This window comes from Vibrio cholerae ATCC 14035 (assembly GCF_000621645.1).
In the GTDB taxonomy this organism is placed as follows: Bacteria; Pseudomonadota; Gammaproteobacteria; order Enterobacterales; family Vibrionaceae; genus Vibrio; species Vibrio cholerae.
In genome coordinates this window covers 185,882-203,870 of sequence record NZ_JHXR01000003.1, presented here as the reverse complement: position 1 = coordinate 203,870, position 17,989 = coordinate 185,882, and the positions used below count along the sequence as shown (strand labels likewise).

Here is a 17,989-nt window from a genome sequence, read left to right as displayed (position 1 = left end):
CACTTCCCACGTCATTCATGATTAAACCTGTTTGGCATCTTGCACTTGTAAACGCGGTGTTTGCAGCACTGTGATGGCCAATTGGCGCAGCGATTTTGCCAGTTCATTACTCCACTGCGGCCAAATACGCGCGATGTAGCGATTACCGCCTTCACCCTTGATGTAAAAGCTATCGTTGAAGGTGTCCGCCATTTTCTTGTAGGACTTCTCTTCATCTTCCTGCCATTTGCCACGGGAAAATCCCGCCTCAACGCAAGCCAACGCCGTTTTCGGGAAATAAGCCAAAGGCTGGTTCATGCCTTGGCAAAACAGCGCCACCAGTTCACTCAGTAGCGCCTTGGCTTGCTGCGCGTCATTAAGTGGCGGCAGCATTTGGTGCTGCACTCCTTCTTTGCGCTCATAACCAATCAAATGGGTCGTGACGGCTTTGCCGCTCACCGCCAAGCAAAGATGATCAATCCATGCGGCTAATAAATCTTCCGAGCGAATCGCGCCACTGCGTGCGCGCACCAAGCCAGATTGATAACGCTTCACGAGCCAACCACGTAGTAAGACTTCTCGGCCATCGTCAAAGGGCTGCAAGCGTAGATCAATCTCTTCATCTTCCAGTGGTTGGTGACACAAAAAGCCAATTTTTTCCGCCAGCGCCAAAGCTTGCTGCGCACTTTGCGCCAATTCAAGATCGCCAAACGCCGCCACCGGCAACTTGCCTTGCGCTCGTTGCTGCTTAGCAAACTGCGCCACCACTTGGTCGCGCTCTGCGCCATCACAGCAAGCCAGCAGATTTTCCACTAACTCATCACGCAACTGATACGCGCTCAATCCATCCAAAGCAAACGGCTCATCATCTTCCAGCACAGCCAGCGGCGGCTCAAAGCTCACTTTCAAGCGGCGTTTGAAAAAATACGCCACCGGCAGACGCCAAAAACGTTGCAGCTCAACCAGATCCAGCTCCATCGGCCAACTCACTTCGAGCAGATAATCACTGAGTGGGGTGAGAAAATCTGCGCTGCTCTGCCCTTGGCGACGCGCTGCAGGCAGCCATTCACGGGCAAAACTGCCAGCGATAAACGCCTGCGGGCTGAACGGCACCATAGGATACTGAGTGGTTAAGTGCTCAACCAAACGGCGTCCTGAGTCATCACTTTCTAGATTTTCATCGCCTGCCAAGCAGTAGTTCTGCTCGCAATATTCCAAAAGCTCGCTGACCAGCACTGAAGGCACGCGCTCGCTGTTATCTTGAATCGAGCGGCCGACATAGCTGATATAAAGCTGTTCTTTGGCTGACAACAAGGCTTCGAGAAATAGGTAGCGTGATTCTTCACGCCGTGAACGGTCGCCGACTCGGCGCTGCACATTGCGCAGGTCAAACCCCTCCACCATTTCATTGGGTGGATAAACCCCATCATTCATGCCAAGCAGGCACACTCGGCGAAACGGGATCGAACGCATCGGCATCAGGGTACAGAAGTTCACTTGTCCCGCTAAAAAGCGTTGGCTAATCCGAGTTCCGGAGAGTTTATTGGTCAGCACTTGGCGAATAATGGCCGGTGAAATCGCTTGTTGGTAGCCCGCGTCGGCCAACTGCTGTTTTAGGTTCACCAAACTATCGCGGATGGTTTTCAGCGCCAGCTCACCTTGCAGATCGACACTAAAACAGCGCTCCAACAGCTCGTTGAGCCAATAACGCCACTGTTCCATGCTTTGGGTTTGCGCCAGTTGGCTACGCAGATCGCTGAGCGTTTCCACAAAGTGTGCGAGCTTACCCGCCAACTCAGCGCTCATACCTTGGACTTGGTTATAAGGAGCAAGCCACTGGCCGCCAAGTTCATACAATCCCGCTTCAGCCGGCATGGCGTAACCCAGTAACATACGTTCAATGCCAAACTGCCACGTATTTTGTTCACTGGCGGGCAGTTCAAACTCCGCACCCGTGTCGCTATTCAGCCCCCAACGAATGCCCGCTTCTTCGACCCAACGTTTGGCAGTGGCAAACTCTTCTTCGTCAATCGCAAAACGCGCCATAATCGCCGGGGTTTCAAGTAGCTCAAGCAGTTCAGAAGCCAGACAGCGTGATTGCGGCAGCGCTAACAACTGCAAGAAGGCGGTTAAGATAGGGCTTTCCTGATCGGCGCTGCGATCGGAAATTGAAAACGGAATAAAACGCTCGCCGGGCGCGTTGCCAAACACCGCCTGAATGTAAGGCGCGTAGGCGTTAATGTCAGGCACCATCACAATCACATCGCGCGGTTTCAGGCTAGGGTCACGCTCAAACTCGGCCAGCAGTCGGTCGTGCAGCACTTCCACTTCACGAATTGGGCTGTGACATAGGGCAATCTGCAGGGAATCATCCTGCGCGGCAATGCTGGGTTTATGACCGCTGCTGGCAAACTTGGCATCGTCTTGATGCTCTTGCAGATGCAAAATATCTGCTTGGATGTGATGCAGCAGCGAGTCGCGTTGAATCTCAATAAACAGCTCTAATTCAGACTGATCGTTTTGTGCCAGAAGATAGAGATTATCGCGCCCCATTTTGCCCATCGAGGCCAGTAAGCTATTGCCCACCGCGTGACTCAGGTGCATCGACTCTTGCAGATAGTTTTCCACATCGCCTTTGAGCGGCGAGACTTCACTGCCAACAGTGACTTGCTCACCGTTAATGTGCAGGAGCTTGCGTTTTTGCGCTGCCACTCGCGCCAGATATTTACGGTCACGAATGTCGCCCCAATAGTGCTGACAAGGGTTGGTCAGCATCAGGTGCACGTCGATATGCTCCCCCATCGCGCGCAGCGCATCAATATAACGGGGCGGCAGCGCAGAAATACCGAAGATGAACAACCGCTTAGGCCATGTGCTGCGATCAAAATCGCCACTCGCCAACTGTTCAATAAAACGCTGATAGAGGTTAGCACGGTGATAAATCGAGTGCCCTTGCTTATGCGTGTAAGCGTAGAGTTCACGCCACAAAATCGGCTGCCACGGGTGTTGGTCAGCGATTTCCGCCACCTCTTCCCCCGCTTCCCAACTTAAAATCCAGTCGGGGCGATACACCAAGTAACCATCAAAAATATCGGCAATTTTTTCCGCTAATTGGAAGCGCTTAGAATCATCTTCATCGTCTTGTAAATAGCGTTGCAGCGGTTGGAATTCGGCTCGGTCAAGCAGCTTGGGCAGTAGCTCCATCAAACGCCAACTCATGGCTTCTTTATTGAAGGCGCTGCGCTGCGGCACATCGGGCAACACTTGAGTAAACATCTGCCAGATAAAGGTTGCCGGTAGAGGAAACTCAAGATTCGCGGCAACCCCTAATTCGCTAGCCAGCGCCATTTTCAGCCACTGCGACATGCCGGGGCTTTGCACCAAAATGCTCTCAGGAATAAAGGGATCGTCCAACGGTTCATTTTTGATTAAATGCACCAACAGGATCTTCAGCGTTTCAACTTGGTTGGAGTGGTAGACCGTAAACACAATGCACTCATGCTGCTCGACTCATCATGAGCTGAGAGTAGCATAAGTGCATGTCGGGAAGGATAAAAAAGCGCGGGCTAGGATCTCAATATATCCCCAAACAACTTGGAGTTGCAGGTAGGCGGCAAGTGAGTGAGTCCCCATGAGCATAGACAAACTATGTGATTGGGGTGAACGAACGTAGCCAACACCGCTGCAACTTCAAGTAGGAAGGGAATGGTTAACGAGAACCCACTAACACTTTGTGTGGTTGATAAAAGGCCAGATAACGAATCGCAACATAGCTCACCACCACCGTGGCTACGATCAGCTCAAGGCTCGCTAACCAATGCACTTGTGCTACGTAATGCTCTGCTACACCGATATTTTCCATCCAGTGCGCCATTTTAAACAGCGCGGTCGCACCAATCACCATCGGGAAGGTGAATGCCGCGTAGCCGGGACTAAAAGGCAGACGCAGTAAGCGCGTGAACGCCAAGTAGATGATGGCGGTCATCAGCACCGCAATGCCAAACAGCAGCGCCACAATCACAGGTGAAGGCTCGGACACTACGGTCAAATACCCCGCCAGAGAGAGGCTGGCTGGCGCGGCCATGATCGCCAATGTTGGCTTCGCCGCATCTGGAATTTCATGTGTAAAAATAAAACGATAGATCATCATAGGCAGCATCACGGCGTAAGCCAGCATGCCAAACACTAAACACGCGTAGGCAATTGGCGCTAACGCAGGATGGCCCGAGAAAGAAACGTCAGCGACAATAATGCCGACAGGAGGCACAAACCAGCTTGGCACCATGTGGTGCAGCTCAAACGCTTGTGCGCGGTGATACAAAAAACTCACCAAAAACAGAATGTGTAAGCCCACAGCAAACAGCCACAAAGCATCGCCAGCCACAGGGTAAAAATGCCCCAGCGACGCCGATACCACCATGGTTGCCATGGCAAAGGTTGGCACCACACTGCCCACTACCGGATGCGCCAAATCTTGGCGTAACAAGTGACCGTGCCATAAAAATTTAAAGGCCAGCACAATCAATAGCACACTGGCGATTGCTGCACCCACCCACTGCGCGACACCGTGTGCCGCAATCATGTTTTCCCAACTCCATCCCAAGCTCGCAATCCCTAGCGCGAGGCCGGCCATTGGGGTCGGCGCTCCCATCACTTTCGCTTTTGCTGCTCGAATCATACTGTCTCTCTATTGATGGTTATCGGTTAATAAACGCATCTTACGCTTGCACTTTGTTTTCAACTATCTAATTATTTCTAACACATGTTCAATAAAACTAAACGGTCGCCATGGCTAGCCATATTTCGCTCAAACAATTGCGGGTTTTCACCACCATCACTCAACATAAAAGTTTGACTGTCGCCGCAGAAGTGCTGTGCCTCTCCAAAGCCGCGGTCAGTGTCGCGCTGTCAGAGCTGGAAAAACAGCTTGGTCACGCACTGTTTGATCGCGTCAACAACCGTTTGGTGCTCAATCAAGAAGGGCAAAAACTGCTGCCAATGGCCGATGAACTGCTGCAACGCGCCAAAGATATCGACCGTTTGTTTGCAGAGCAGCAGGTGCTTACCGGCAAACTGCGCATCGGTTCGAGTGACACCATAGGTAATCAAGTTGCACCTTATCTGATCAGTGCTTTTAGGCAGTTGCATCCTCATCCGTCACAAAGCCTGTTTATTTCCAACTCAGCGCAAGTGTGCCAAAAGCTGGTCGATTACGAGCTCGATATCGGTCTGATTGAAGGCAAAACGCTACATCCCGAGCTCATCTCTACTCAGTTTAGCCAAGATGAGATGTGTATCATCTGTGCGCCCGATCATCCTCTCGCGCAGCAAGAGCGCTTGGTCATGAGCGATTTTGAACACAGTGATTGGGTGCTGCGTGAAGCAGGTTCTGGCTCGCGCGAGTTTTTCTTACGTGTGATTGCGCCACGCATCGAGCACTGGATTGAAGCGTTTGAACTCAATACCACCGAAGCGCTGATCAATAGTGTCTCTTCCGGTTTAGGGCTAGGTTGCTTGTCTCGATTAGCCGCGAAAACGCCTCAACAAGATGGGCGCGTGGTGATTCTCAATGTCCCGCTCGATATGAAACGTCGCTTCTGGATGTTGGTTCATAAAGAGAAATACCAAAACCCACTGCTACGGCAGTTCATTGAATTTTGTCCCCAATGGGCGAGCCAAAGCGCCCTACTGCAACTCGATTAATCAGTGAATCAAGGGATATGACTCAGCGCGCATTTTGGTGGTCGCAACTGGACTTTAGTGAATGAAAACTGTATAAACAGCCAGTTATTTTTAGCGACAAACTAGAGGATTAACCATGGCTGTTATCGTGAAGTACGTGGTGGAGCGCAACGGAGAAGAGAAAATGACTTTTACCTCGAAAGCCGAAGCTGACGCTTATGACAAAATGCTGGATATGGCAGACGAGTTGTTCGAACTGCTGGGTAAAAGTGCTCTGATCGAAGATGAAGCCAAGCAAGAAGAGCTGGCGATGTTCTTGGCTCAAAACAAAGAAGACGTACTGTGCGCACTGGGAGCCAAGCGTAAACCTGCTCCAGCAACGGGCAAGAAGCCGAAAGCGGTTGCAGACAGTGATGACGATGAGTCGGTCGACGACGCTGCCTAATCAAGAAAACCGCTGAGTGAAACCAGCGGTTTTTTTTATTTGCTGAGGTTGGCTCACAAACGAAGTACTGCGAAAAACGAACGTAGCCAACACCGCTACAGCTTCAAGTAGGACGGGGATCACTTTAAAAAGACAAAATGCATTCTTCTACAGACGTATTGCCTCTGCGGTCTTTTATCCTGCTCAACCACTCTTTATGATGAACCACCTATCGGTTGAGCTGTGGATGCTCAACTCAATGCCTTTGCTTTGTCCATGTATGACAAGCGGGCAAACAGCTCAACCCACATTTGATGATGGAGAATACACATGGCGTACTTTGCTTTAGGTCTAGCAACCGCGACCAAAAATCGTGATGGAAAAATTATTGAAGCCTTCTTCCCACCCCCCATTCTGGCTCCTAGCGACGCTTTGGTTGCGGCATTGGCACCGATCGTGGGTTACCAAGAAGGCAATCAAGCGCTAGACATTACCGCGGCACAAAGCGCGCAATTAGCCGCAGTTTTCGCCGCTCATCAACAAGTCGCAAGCGCAGCATTTGCTGATAAAGCTGCCAATGCCAAACAGCCTCTCGTGCTGGTGATTCTGGCCAGCGATGAAAAGCCACAAAGCGTGGCTGAAGGCTACCTCAAGCTACAACTGATTTCTCACCGTCTGGTTAAACCACACGGTACGGTACTGGATGGCATTTTCGGTCTGCTGCACAACATCGCATGGACCAATGAAGGCCCCATTGATCTTCCAGAACTGGCAGAGCGCCAAATCGAAGCGCGTCTGGCTGGCCGAGTGCTGACGGTCGATTGCGTCGACAAATTCCCGAAAATGGTCGATTACGTGGTCCCTGCAGGTATTCGTATCGCGGACACTTCTCGCGTACGTCTTGGCGCACATGTGGGTGAAGGCACCACAGTCATGCATGAAGGCTTCATCAACTTCAACGCGGGTACCACTGGCGTGAGCATGGTTGAAGGCCGTATTTCTGCGGGTGTTGTGGTGGGCAATGGCTCAGACATCGGCGGCGGCGCATCCATCATGGGTACGCTGTCTGGCGGCGGCAAAGTAGTGGTATCGATTGGTGAAAACTCTCTGCTTGGTGCAAACGCAGGCTTGGGCTTCCCACTTGGCGATCGCTGTACTGTGGAATCAGGCTTGTACGTGACGGCCGGCACCAAAGTGCGCACGCTGGATAAAGATGGCAACCAAGTCGATATCGTTAAAGCACGCGATCTGGCTGGCGTTTCGGATTTGCTGTTCCGTCGTAACTCACTGACTGGACAAATTGAGTGTCTGGCCAACAAATCGGCCGTGGAACTCAACAGCGAACTGCACAAGAACAACTGATCTTGATACGTTCGTGATGCAAGAAAAATGGCTTGAATTTCCAAGCCATTTTTTTATCTCAAATCTTGCATTTCAATACGCTTAACCGGGATGACCATCCACTCTTGGTTTTAGCAACATTGCGCCAAAGCGCAGCACAAACAGTGCAAACGCAATCACCCACAGCGCAGCGCTCAGGTTCACCCAAATCAGCAACTGCTGCGGCAGCAAACCCACACCGAAACTGCGCACAAGTGCAGCAAGCAACAAAGCGATAAATGCCCATTGCATGTTAGGGCCTTGATAAATCGCTCGTCCCGTATGCCCCATAGTGACACGCGCAATCATGCTTAAAACTAGGCCAGAGAGCGCACCAATCGCAAATAAATGCAGTAAGTTGTGGTTCAGCCAAGCGTTATTCACTCCCCCGCGCAGCAGCAAACTCAGCGGGATACACAGATAGGCAGCATGCAGTGACCAGACTAAAGGCTCACTCACTGTACGCCAAGACTGCCAACGTAAAAAGCGGATCAATTGCGCGACGCCAGCTAACAGCATCAAAGGCTGGCCGAGTTGTGCCGTGGTCAATGGGAAGAAACTAAGTACAAACAGCGCCAGTAAGCTACCGTTTGCGATCACATCCAAAGCCAAAATCGGCTCCGCTTTGGTAAATTGAAAGCGTCTTGCAGTAAAAAACGGAATCACTCGCCCGCCCATCACCGAAAGCAGCAACATAAACCACCACAGCATGGCTTGCCACACCGCACTGCTCGGGAATGGCGGCATGCCTTTAATGGTGGCGTAGCTGGCAAAGTTAGCGGCAATCGCCAACAGAAACAGAGGGATAAAAAATAGGTTGCGCCAACCTTTGGCTTTTACCACCCGTAACCCCACTTCATAGGCCACCGCCAGAAGAAATAGCGCTTCAATACTCGACGTTAACCAGAGCGGCACAGGTAACCAAAACAGAATCCGCACCATTAGCCACAAAGCCACAATGAGAGCTAAACGGTGACTTTTCGTGCCAGTAATGCCCGTCCAGTTTTGCACCGCCGTGAGCAGAAATCCGGCCACAATCGCCATCGCAAAACCAAACAGCATTTCATGCACATGCCACCACAGCGCGGGGACTTGCAAGCGTGGCGGTTGTCCGGTTTGAAACATCCACACCCAAGCCACAATCGCCACCACGGCATAAACACTGCCAAGTAAGAAGAAAGGACGAAATCCCAACCGCAGTACGGCAGGAATACGCTCTTCGACACGTTTATCGATAATGTTGATCACTTTGGCTCCTTCGCCGACTTCATCACAGACCGAACCAGTGATGAGCACAAACCAAGCCAAGATAATTCATATTTAAAATCAATAGACTAGAAAAAGGAAAAGTCATAATGACACCGAAAAATCGAGTCATTATGACTTTTTGATGTGTGTTTCACTCAAACTCTATAGGCGAGGTGTGATCACCACACAAGCGATCTGCTTTTGCTTACCAAAGCCGATGATTTGCGACAGTGCCGCTTTGCCCACCGGAATATAACCCGAACCGCTCACATGCTCTTCCGATTCTGCATGCGGATCGTGGAAAAAGAAGAACTTATCACTCAAGCCACTGAGCACAATCCAGTGCGGCTCTTTCTTACCATCAAAACGGTACGTGCTAATGAGCAGCAGCACACAGGCTCCTTGCCGTACCCACTCTTCAAGCTGGGCTTGCGATGGCGGCGCATCAATCATACTCACATCTTGCTCGGTAAGTTGCTGGCAAAAATCTTGGTGCACTAACTCAATGATCTGCTTTTTGTTGGGGTCACGTACGCTATCAATAAAAGGCGTTGATCGAGATTGATTCCATAGCTCAACATGATAGCCACGTCTTGCGGCGGCCAGCGCCAAACCTTGGCCACTGCAGCCACCATGCCCAGCCGCCATAAAAATCGTGGTGGCTTCACGCCACAGCTGCATCTCTTGCGTGCGGCTCGGCTCAAAGGTTTTATCCAAGCAGGCAAAACTCATTAACAGACAGGCTGCACCACAAGTAAATGGCGTGGTTTGTACATACAAAGGCATCGGCAGCAAGACTTTGGACTCTTGAGGCGTTAACCTTTTCTGCATTCTGCGCCCATCGCACAAATCGTCATAGTAATGGATGAGCAACTTCAAGGTTTTATAGCCCATCTTTTCATATAATTTTAGGGCGGCGGTATTGTCTTCACGCACTTCCAGCCGTAATGTAGTTGAGCCTTGATCAAGAGCAGCACGCTCGCATTGCTCGACTAAACTCTGAGCAATTCTCTGCCCTCTGAATTCAGGTTTTACGGCAATCGAATACAATCTTGATAGCTGTGTACCTTGATGAAATAGAAGCAATGCATATCCCGCCAGCTGGTCGCCGGCATCTGCCACGAATAACGCCGCATGGTCGGAATGTAAAAAACGCTTCATTTGGCGAGGAGAGATTCTATCCCCGTCAAAAAGCTGTTGTTCTAACGCATTGAGCGCATTGAGATCAGCGCTATTGGCACGACGAATGTCCATTCAACGTCCTTAAATAATGAGTGGATTGACGAGATTGCGACTCACATAATAGCCCCAAACGACTTGGAGTTGCAGGTAGGCAGCAAGTGAATTCATCCCCATGAGCATAGTTCACTCTATGTTTGGGGTGAATGAACCTAGCCAACACCGCTGCCATGACAAGTAGGAAGGGCATAAACCTATGACAATAGGAAGAATATACCGATGGCTAACCTTTTAATCGTGACCGATCAGGTCAGTGACTGGCAACAATATTTCCCTTCAGAACAAGTTGTTAGTGTCGATCAATATCTCGATACTGACTGGAAATTCAATCACCGCAGTGTACAGGTAGTCAACCTGTGTCGCGATTACGGCTACATGAGTAGCGGTTACTATGTTTCCTTGATGGCCGAAGCCCGTGGCCACCGCGTGATCCCGCGCGTGATGGCGATTAATGACATCAATCAGCCGTTTTTCCTCTCTTCCGGCCTGATCAAGATGCACAAACTGAACAGTGGCACTGACGTCATCAACACCAAAATTTACTTTGGCCGCACTCCACAAAAAGGCTTAGAAAAACTGGCGCGCCGCCTGTTTGAGCAGTTCATGGTGCCCGTGATTGAACTGGAAATGCACAAATACCAAGGGCAATGGCAGATCATCAAAATCGCTCCCTTCCCGTTTCAAGACTTAGAAGACCCCGAGCAGGATTTCTTCATTGAGTCTCTAGAAATGTTCTCTACCAAAGTGTGGCGTCGTCCAAAGCAAGAGAAGAAGTACCGCTACGACATCGCAATGCTGGTCGACCCAGATGAAAAAATGCCACCGTCTGATGCTTCTGCGCTCAAACGTTTCCATCGCGCCGCCAACCGTTTGGGTATGAACTTGGAAACCATTTCACCGGATGATTTGTCGCGTTTGGGGGAATTTGATGGTCTGTTTATTCGCGCCACCACCAACATCAGTAACTACACCTATCGCTTCGCGAAAACCGCTGAGAAGATGGGCTTAGTGGTGATGGATGACTCTGAATCGATCATGAAATGCACCAACAAGGTATTTTTGACTGAGCTGTTGGAAACCAACAAGGTACCCGCACCGAAGAGCGTGATCATCCGCAGTTTTGACCCAGAGTGGAAAACCGGGCTGATGGAGCAGTTGGATTTCCCTATGGTGCTGAAAATTCCTGATGGTGCCTTTTCTCGCGGTGTGGTGAAAGTGCGCAATGAGCAAGAGCTGGAGAAAGAAGCCGGTACCCTGTTTGAGAAAAGCGCGCTGATTTTGGCGCAAGCCTTTATGCCGACCGACTTTGACTGGCGTATCGGGGTGATGAACCGTCAAGCGATTTTTGCTTGTAAGTACATGATGAGCCGTGGCCACTGGCAGATTTACCAACACCATAACAGCGGCCGCGTGACCGCAGGTGGCTTTGAAACGCTCGATCTCAAACAAGTACCGAAGCATGTGGTCGATGTGGCGGTCAAAGCCGCAAACCTGATTGGTGGCGGACTCTACGGTGTGGATCTTAAAGAGATTGATGGTCAAGTTTACGTAATTGAAGTGAATGATAACCCAAGTATCGATCACCATGTGGAAGACGCCTTCTTGGGCGATCTGCTCTACGATCGCATCATGACCGAGTTCTTACGCCGCATTCAAATGCGTGGTTTTTAAACCGTTTATTCCCAAACAACTTGGAGTTGCAGGTAGGCGGCAAGTGAGTGAGTCCCCATGAGCATAGATAGACTATGTGATTGGGGTGAACGAACGTAGCCAACACCGCTGCAACTTCAAGTAGGAAGGGAATATCCTTCTCTAATCAAAGCCCAGAAATATTCTGGGCTTTGACTCTTTATCGCTCCATTGTTACTTTCTTGCCATCAAGGTTTTGAAACAAGGATCACCATGGAGTTTCTCATCGATCACTGGCGTTTTGGCGATTCCGCGCCAAAGCGACATCCTGCTCAATTGCAAACACTACAAGCCGGTGATTGGTATCACTGCCAACGCGATGCTAAAGGGCTGCGCGAGTGGTTACTCGACCAAAATGTTCCCTCTTCGGTTATCGACAGTTTGTTGGCCGAAGATACTCGCCCCCTGTTTGAGCAGTATGATGAACAGAACTTTCTGCTGATCTTGCGTGGGGTGAATCTTAACGATAACGCGGATCCTGCGGATATGCTCAGTGTGCGTATTCTCTATTATCACGGCGCGTTGATCTCGACTCGTAAAACACCTTCGAAAGCGATCAGTACCGTGCGTACAGCGCTTGAAGCCGGCCAAGGCCCATCCAATTTGGCAGAACTGATTGTGCGTGTAGTCGATGAACTGAATAAAAACATCGACCTCTATCTCGACCAGATTGAGGAACGCATCACCCAGTTTGATGAAGAACTCGAACTCAGTAATGAGCTGATGCAAACCCATAAATCACTGCTCAAATTGAAGCGTTTCATTAAGCCGCAGCAATACGCTTTGGATGATTATCTCAATTCGGAAGTCGCCCTGGCGCAGAGCCAACATTTACGTTTGCGCCACAGCGTCAACACGGTAACGCGGATTAACGAAACCTTGGACTTCTTCTTGAGTGAGCTGGAAATCATCAAAGGTGAACTGCGCCAGTACCATGCAGAGAAGATGAACCAGAACACGTATTTGTTTTCCGTGATCGCGGCAATTTTCCTGCCGACCAGTTTCTTAACGGGTTTGTTAGGCGTGAACGTTGGCGGCATTCCGGGGACTGAATCGCCCATCGCCTTTGGGCTGTTTTGTGCAGGACTTGGGCTAATTTTCGGCTTAGAGTTTTGGATTTTGCGCCGTCTGCGCTTTTTTGATAATCAATCGTAAATCGTTACAGGAACTCATCATGTACATCTTTGGCTATGGAAGCCTGATTAATTCTGCCTCACGCCGTTTAACCGGCCAGACTGGACGAGCCATTCCCGCCAGCGCAACCGGATTGGTGCGCTATTTTGGCAAAATCGATGACAGTTACATTCTTTCACCCTTAGTGGTTCATCAAGGCGACGGGCAAATTAATGGCGTGCTGTTGGAAATTGATGAGGTTGCGTTAGCGGAATTTGATCGCCGTGAGCGTGGTTATCAGCGCATCGCTTTAACCGCGGATCGTATTCACACACAAGAGCATTTTGATCCAGAAAAACCGATTTGGATTTACGTCACCGAGCAGCATCAACCGCCCTGTTCACAAAGCCCGATCGTGCAAACCTATGTCGATACCGTACTCAGTGGCTGCCTTGAGTTTTCCGAAGCGTTTGCACGGCAATTTGTCGAGCAAACCTTGGGCTGGCAACATCCGTTAGACAATGACCGCCACGCCCCCAAATACGGCAACTTGGCGGGGGTAAAACCGGAGCAGCATGGCTTGATTGATCAACTGATTGCCGCAGTACGCTAAACGATTCTCACCCCATTGGCGATAATCCGTTGTGGGGTGAGCAATACACTCTCTTCTCCATCTTGCGTTTCCGCGCACAGCAGCATGCAGTGGGATTCTACACCAGCTACCAAGCTCGGTTTGAGATTGCACAGCACCACCACTTGTTGATTGAGTAATTGTTCTGCCGAGTAATAAGGTGCTAACGCGGTGACGGCTTGCAACATCTGCTCTCCCAACGCAATCTGCACAATATAGTTGCGGGTCGAACGAGGATGAAGCTTTGCCTCAACAATGGTGCCAATACGTAAATCCAGCCGCGCAAAATCATCGTACCCTACCGTCAAAAACGCCGAGTCCATAACTCTTATCCTTCTTAATCATTAAAAACGTTTACACTTTACGCCAATCCCTGTTGAACAAGCGTCATGGCTCACAATTCACTCTTATGTACTCAGTTACAATTGCGCTGTTTTCACAGGGAGCGCTACTATTGCGCCTGTGATAGAGAAGGAATCTTATGGCAACCATAAAAGACGTAGCACGTGAAGCCGGTGTATCTGTGGCAACGGTTTCACGCGTCATCAACAAATCCCCGAAAGCCAGCCAAGCCTCGATTGATACGGTGACCAGTGCGATGCACAAACTCGGCTATCGTCCGAACGCCGCGGCTCGCGCTTTAGTCAATCAAAGCACCAATACCATAGGGGTCTTGGTCAGCGATGTTTCTGATCCCTTCTTTGGAACTTTAGTCAAAGCCGTCGACACTGTCGCCCACCGCGAAGGAAAACATTTGCTGATCGGCAACGGCTACCACCGAGCGGAAGAAGAGCGCCGCGCGCTGGAACTGCTCATCAACAGCCGCTGTGATGCACTGGTCATCCACTCCAAAGCGCTTCCCAATGAAGAGCTGATTGAGTACGCCAACGAGGTAAAAACGCTGGTGTTGATCAATCGCCATATTCCTCAGCTCGCCGATCGCTGTATTTCACTCGACAACCAGAAAGGTGCTTATTTAGCAACCGATTTTCTCATCCGTCAAGGACATAGAAACATTGCTTGCATCAGCTCCTCTCATCAAATTGAGGATGCCGATCAGCGTATTGCGGGCTATCAACAAGCCTTGAACGAACATGGCATCCCCCTAAGCAGCAGCTATATTGAAAAAGCCAGCCCAGACAGTGAAGGCGGCGAACAGGCGATGACTAACCTACTGGTGAAATCACTGCCTTTTACCGCAGTGGTCGCTTACAACGACAATATGGCCGCTGGAGCCCTGTTGGTACTTGAGGAAAATGGGCATTCGGTTCCTGAACATGTCTCAGTGATTGGTTTTGACGATGCCCTGATTTCGCGCTACTTACGCCCACGCCTGACGACCGTGCGTTACCCAATCCAACTGATGGCAGAAAAAGCCACTCAGTTGGCTCTTGCTTTGGCAACCGATGCACCGCGTGAAAATGATCCGATGATCTTTTCGCCCACCATCGTTCGCCGCGACAGCGTGGCACAAAAAAGAGAGCCTTAAGGCTCTCTGGCTTATTGTGGGGATGACGCTTTCACACGTAAGGTGAGCTGATACTGATAGTGCGGCTGAGTGAGCAAAAATTCAGGGTGCACACTTTGGCTCCACGAATCATCGCCGCCCACGCCCATATGCTGCGCATCCAGATTGAGATACCACTTATCGCCCGCCACCAACTCGTTGCTGTGTTTGGCTTTATCCAACATCGTTTGTGAGTAGCGACTGAGCGAGAAGTGAAAATGCCCTTCCACCACCAAAGCGCCCACTTGTAGCTGGCGAGTATCACAACGCAAACCATTTTCGCTCGGGAAAATGTACGGTGTATGCAGCTCATCCACCGTGGCGGTGTATCGCCCCACATGCGCCGATTGCAAACGATCCGGATAATTCTCATGCGGCCCGCGACCAAACCAAGACACTGGGTTTTCTGCCACTGGTAATGCGAGCGTTAACCCCACTCTTGGCAGCGGCGGTAAATCAGAACACAGCATCACCTCAACATTCAGTTCTACCCGCGCATCACCGAAGATTTGGTAACGCCAACGGGTACGAAGCGCTAACGCTTGCTGATGGTAATGGGCGACATCGATCACCACTTCGACACTCTCGTTCAAGGTGGTGACGCGAAGATCGTCACATTCCACACGCAGCTTATCTAAGCCCGCCGCATGCCAACGTGCGATCCAGCTGTTCGGGTCAAGATGCTGCGCTTCGCTAGTACCAATATCGTTATCCAGCACCGCGCGGTAAAAGTTATCGCGCAGCGGTTCACTCAATACGGGCTGACCATTTTGCCACCACTGCTCCAATAGCCCAGTTTGGCGGTTAAACTGCCATTGCTGATTGGCCGCCTCGATGCGCACCTTATCTCCATCTTGCTGCCATTGAGGCAGCGGAGCGTGTGTGATTTTAGGTAACATGCTTCTTCGTGGCTGCAAACACCACTGCTCACTAGCGATGCAGTGCCCCGCGTTAGACCATGGCTGATCCTCACGACACAATAAGACTGCATTGAGGTGGTATTCATGCTCTGGCAACATTGGCAGCGACGCTAAATCCAGCGTGATTGTGCCGCGCGGCGCAATATCAAGCGGCAGACGTTCTTGCTTAATCTCTTGCCCATCGCATAGCACACTAACTACCAGCTCCAGCGGCAGCGCTGCAAACAAGCGCTCATTGTGAATGGTGAGCTTGGGATAGCTCAACGAAAACTGGTACGGCTGCTGGACTTTTTTGACTTCATGTAATGCCGGATGCGGCGTGCGATCTGGGAACAGCAAACCGTTTATGCAGAATTGGCGATCGTTAATCGTATCGCCAAAATCACCGCCATAGCCCCAATAGTGGCGCCCCTCGCTATCCCATTTGGAAATGCCCTGATCGACCCAATCCCAAATAAAGCCACCTTGCAGACGAGGAAACTCACGAAACGCCTGCCAGTATTTATAAAACGCGCCCAAGCTGTTGCCCATCGCATGAGCATATTCACACAAGATGAGGGGGCGGTTTTCCTGCGGCAAACTGATCCAATTTTTCAGCGCATATTTTGGAACCGCAGGATGTGGCTGATGCTGATCGACCCGCGCATACATCGGGCAAACAATATCGGTCGCCGCCGTATTAGCGCCGCCCCCTTCGTATTGCACAGGACGCGATGGGTCGCGCTGTTTCGTCCACTGATACATGGCGTGATGATTGGTACCAATCCCCGATTCATTGCCGAGCGACCAAATGATCACACAAGGGTGGTTTTTATCGCGCTCCACCATGCCAATCATGCGCTGCAAATAGGCATTCACCCATTGTGGATCATTGGAAAGTCGGCTCATCGGAAATTGGCCGTGGGTTTCGAGATTGGCCTCATCCACCACATACAAACCGTACTCATCACACAGTTCGTACCAACGCGGATGATTGGGGTAATGGGCGGTACGCACCGCATTGAAATTATGCTGTTTCATCAATTCAATATCGCGGCGCATGCTTGCTTCATCCATCACATGCCCCAATTCGGGATGATGTTCATGACGGTTCACCCCGCGGATCAACAAGGGCTGACCATTGAGCTTCAGTAGTCCCTGAGTGATTTCTACTTTGCGAAAACCCACTGCTGCACTTTCAAACTCAATCGGCGCGCCATCTTCATCAAGCAAACAGATCACGCAGCGGTAAAGATAAGGCGCTTCATCACTCCACAGTGTCGGAGAGCAAATCGCTAAACTGTGTTCGGTTTTATCGTGCCATGCTCCTTTTTCATCCACTACACGCTGGCCTGTATGTAAGGCTTGTGAACGCGCCACGCATTCACCTTGTGCATCGAATAAAGCCACTTGCACTTGATGATGGCGAGTCACTTGGCTTAAGCGTGTTTCTACTCGCAATTCAGCGTGTTGATAAAGCGCATCTAATTCAGTGCGGATAAAAAAATCTTCAATCGCGAGTATCGGCTTGCGGTAGAGATACACATCGCGAAAGATGCCACTCAGCCACCACATATCTTGGTCTTCCAAATAAGAGCCATCAGACCAGCGCAGCACCATGGCCACCAACAGGTTTTCACCCTCTTGTAGATAAGGGGTTAACTCAAACTCGGCAGGCAAGCGGCTATCTTGCGAATAACCGACCCAATGACCATTGCACCACAGATGAAATGCCGAATTGACCCCATCAAATACAATGCGAATGGACTCGGTTAGCGCTTGTTTTTCCAGTGTAAAACGGTGGCGATAACAGCCGGTTGGATTATCTTGCGGCACGTAAGGCGGCCGATCCGCAAATGGATATTGGATATTGGTGTAAATCGGCTTATCAAAGCCTTGCATCTGCCAGTTACTCGGTACAGGAATGTGCGCCCAAGCGCTATCATCGAAATCCGGGTCTATCACCGCAGGCTCAACCGCTTCTGGCTTCTCAAACAGAGCAAACCGCCACTGACCATTTAGAGATTGGCGATTCCCCCCAACATCCAAACGAGCCTCCTGCTCAGTGCGATAACTGTGCAAAGGAACATGGGGTGTACGGCAGTGCCATTTAACGATGTGCGGGTTTTGCCAATCTTGGCTAAGAAGAATATCGGAGAAGTTGCGCATAAGATCCTCTTGAATACGCGAAGCAACAA

13 protein-coding genes are annotated in these 17,989 nt (G+C 50.5%); 7 read left to right on the top strand and 6 right to left on the bottom strand.

Features of this window, described 5'->3' with window-relative positions; all coding sequences use genetic code 11:
- Window positions 1–21: 21 nt before the first annotated feature.
- A complete protein-coding gene (gene recC, locus T411_RS0104340) occupies window positions 22–3,468 on the bottom strand; it encodes an exodeoxyribonuclease V subunit gamma (RefSeq protein WP_000495611.1) in 3,447 nt (1,148 codons plus the stop codon).
- A gap of 220 nt (window positions 3,469–3,688) precedes the next feature.
- A complete protein-coding gene (locus T411_RS0104335) occupies window positions 3,689–4,657 on the bottom strand; it encodes a TDT family transporter (protein ID WP_000617198.1) in 969 nt (322 codons plus the stop codon).
- 110 nt (window positions 4,658–4,767) lie between these two features.
- On the opposite strand from T411_RS0104335, the gene T411_RS0104330 reads away from it, so the two are divergent.
- From T411_RS0104330 to dapD, 3 genes are all read left to right on the top strand, one after another.
- Window positions 4,768–5,682 carry a LysR family transcriptional regulator gene (locus T411_RS0104330; protein ID WP_000146408.1) on the top strand — a complete coding sequence of 305 codons (915 nt, stop codon included), beginning with the start codon at window positions 4,768–4,770 and terminating at the stop codon, window positions 5,680–5,682.
- A 115-nt stretch (window positions 5,683–5,797) separates the two neighbouring features.
- On the top strand, window positions 5,798–6,106 hold the full coding sequence (locus T411_RS0104325) for a YebG family protein (protein WP_000268537.1): 309 nt from the start codon (window positions 5,798–5,800) through the stop codon (window positions 6,104–6,106).
- Between the two features lie 309 nt (window positions 6,107–6,415).
- Entirely contained in the window at window positions 6,416–7,447 is a 1,032-nt protein-coding gene (gene dapD, locus T411_RS0104320; protein WP_000312986.1) for a 2,3,4,5-tetrahydropyridine-2,6-dicarboxylate N-succinyltransferase, read from the top strand.
- An 81-nt stretch (window positions 7,448–7,528) separates the two neighbouring features.
- On the opposite strand, the gene T411_RS0104315 is transcribed toward dapD, so the two are convergent.
- On the bottom strand, window positions 7,529–8,713 hold the full coding sequence (locus T411_RS0104315) for an NnrS family protein (RefSeq protein WP_002034512.1): 1,185 nt from the start codon (window positions 8,711–8,713) through the stop codon (window positions 7,529–7,531).
- 162 nt (window positions 8,714–8,875) lie between these two features.
- The gene (locus tag T411_RS0104310) at window positions 8,876–9,967 is read right to left on the bottom strand and encodes a GNAT family N-acetyltransferase/peptidase C39 family protein (protein ID WP_000354943.1); all 1,092 of its coding nucleotides are present in this window, start codon (window positions 9,965–9,967) and stop codon (window positions 8,876–8,878) included.
- Between the two features lie 204 nt (window positions 9,968–10,171).
- On the opposite strand from T411_RS0104310, the gene T411_RS0104300 reads away from it, so the two are divergent.
- The 3 genes from T411_RS0104300 to T411_RS0104290 all read left to right on the top strand — a co-directional run bounded on the left by T411_RS0104300 (window position 10,172) and on the right by T411_RS0104290 (window position 13,367).
- Complete coding sequence (locus T411_RS0104300) at window positions 10,172–11,623, top strand: RimK family ATP-grasp domain-containing protein (protein WP_001285013.1); 1,452 nt, start codon at window positions 10,172–10,174, stop codon at window positions 11,621–11,623.
- A 231-nt stretch (window positions 11,624–11,854) separates the two neighbouring features.
- On the top strand, window positions 11,855–12,796 hold the full coding sequence (locus T411_RS0104295) for a zinc transporter ZntB (protein ID WP_000394852.1): 942 nt from the start codon (window positions 11,855–11,857) through the stop codon (window positions 12,794–12,796).
- Between the two features lie 19 nt (window positions 12,797–12,815).
- The gene (locus T411_RS0104290; RefSeq protein ID WP_000275214.1) at window positions 12,816–13,367 is read left to right on the top strand and encodes a gamma-glutamylcyclotransferase family protein; all 552 of its coding nucleotides are present in this window, start codon (window positions 12,816–12,818) and stop codon (window positions 13,365–13,367) included.
- On the opposite strand, the gene T411_RS0104285 is transcribed toward T411_RS0104290, so the two are convergent.
- Window positions 13,364–13,708 (bottom strand): tRNA-binding protein, encoded by a 345-nt coding sequence (locus T411_RS0104285; protein ID WP_000376453.1) that lies wholly within the window; start codon window positions 13,706–13,708, stop codon window positions 13,364–13,366. The two genes, T411_RS0104290 and T411_RS0104285, sit on opposite strands and share 4 nt — an antisense overlap.
- Before the next feature lie 158 nt (window positions 13,709–13,866).
- Between T411_RS0104285 and T411_RS0104280 the strand changes: the two genes are divergently transcribed.
- A complete protein-coding gene (locus tag T411_RS0104280; RefSeq protein ID WP_000201010.1) occupies window positions 13,867–14,874 on the top strand; it encodes a substrate-binding domain-containing protein in 1,008 nt (335 codons plus the stop codon).
- An 11-nt stretch (window positions 14,875–14,885) separates the two neighbouring features.
- On the opposite strand, the gene T411_RS0104275 is transcribed toward T411_RS0104280, so the two are convergent.
- Window positions 14,886–17,960, bottom strand: a complete 3,075-nt coding sequence (locus T411_RS0104275) for a beta-galactosidase (protein WP_001243585.1) — start codon at window positions 17,958–17,960, stop codon at window positions 14,886–14,888.
- Between the last annotated feature and the right edge of the window lie 29 nt (window positions 17,961–17,989).

Bases quoted from the DNA above. Each gene is read 5' to 3' on its own strand.
- T411_RS0104335 (WP_000617198.1), bottom strand. From the start codon at position 4,657: ATGATTCGAGCAGCAAAAGCGAAAGTGATGGGAGCGCCGACCCCAATG.
- T411_RS0104330 (WP_000146408.1), top strand. From the start codon at position 4,768: ATGGCTAGCCATATTTCGCTCAAACAATTGCGGGTTTTCACCACCATC.
- T411_RS0104325 (WP_000268537.1), top strand. From the start codon at position 5,798: ATGGCTGTTATCGTGAAGTACGTGGTGGAGCGCAACGGAGAAGAGAAA.
- dapD (WP_000312986.1), top strand. From the start codon at position 6,416: ATGGCGTACTTTGCTTTAGGTCTAGCAACCGCGACCAAAAATCGTGAT.
- T411_RS0104310 (WP_000354943.1), bottom strand. From the start codon at position 9,967: ATGGACATTCGTCGTGCCAATAGCGCTGATCTCAATGCGCTCAATGCG.
- T411_RS0104300 (WP_001285013.1), top strand. From the start codon at position 10,172: ATGGCTAACCTTTTAATCGTGACCGATCAGGTCAGTGACTGGCAACAA.
- T411_RS0104295 (WP_000394852.1), top strand. From the start codon at position 11,855: ATGGAGTTTCTCATCGATCACTGGCGTTTTGGCGATTCCGCGCCAAAG.
- T411_RS0104290 (WP_000275214.1), top strand. From the start codon at position 12,816: ATGTACATCTTTGGCTATGGAAGCCTGATTAATTCTGCCTCACGCCGT.
- T411_RS0104285 (WP_000376453.1), bottom strand. From the start codon at position 13,708: ATGGACTCGGCGTTTTTGACGGTAGGGTACGATGATTTTGCGCGGCTG.
- T411_RS0104280 (WP_000201010.1), top strand. From the start codon at position 13,867: ATGGCAACCATAAAAGACGTAGCACGTGAAGCCGGTGTATCTGTGGCA.
- T411_RS0104275 (WP_001243585.1), bottom strand. From the start codon at position 17,960: ATGCGCAACTTCTCCGATATTCTTCTTAGCCAAGATTGGCAAAACCCG.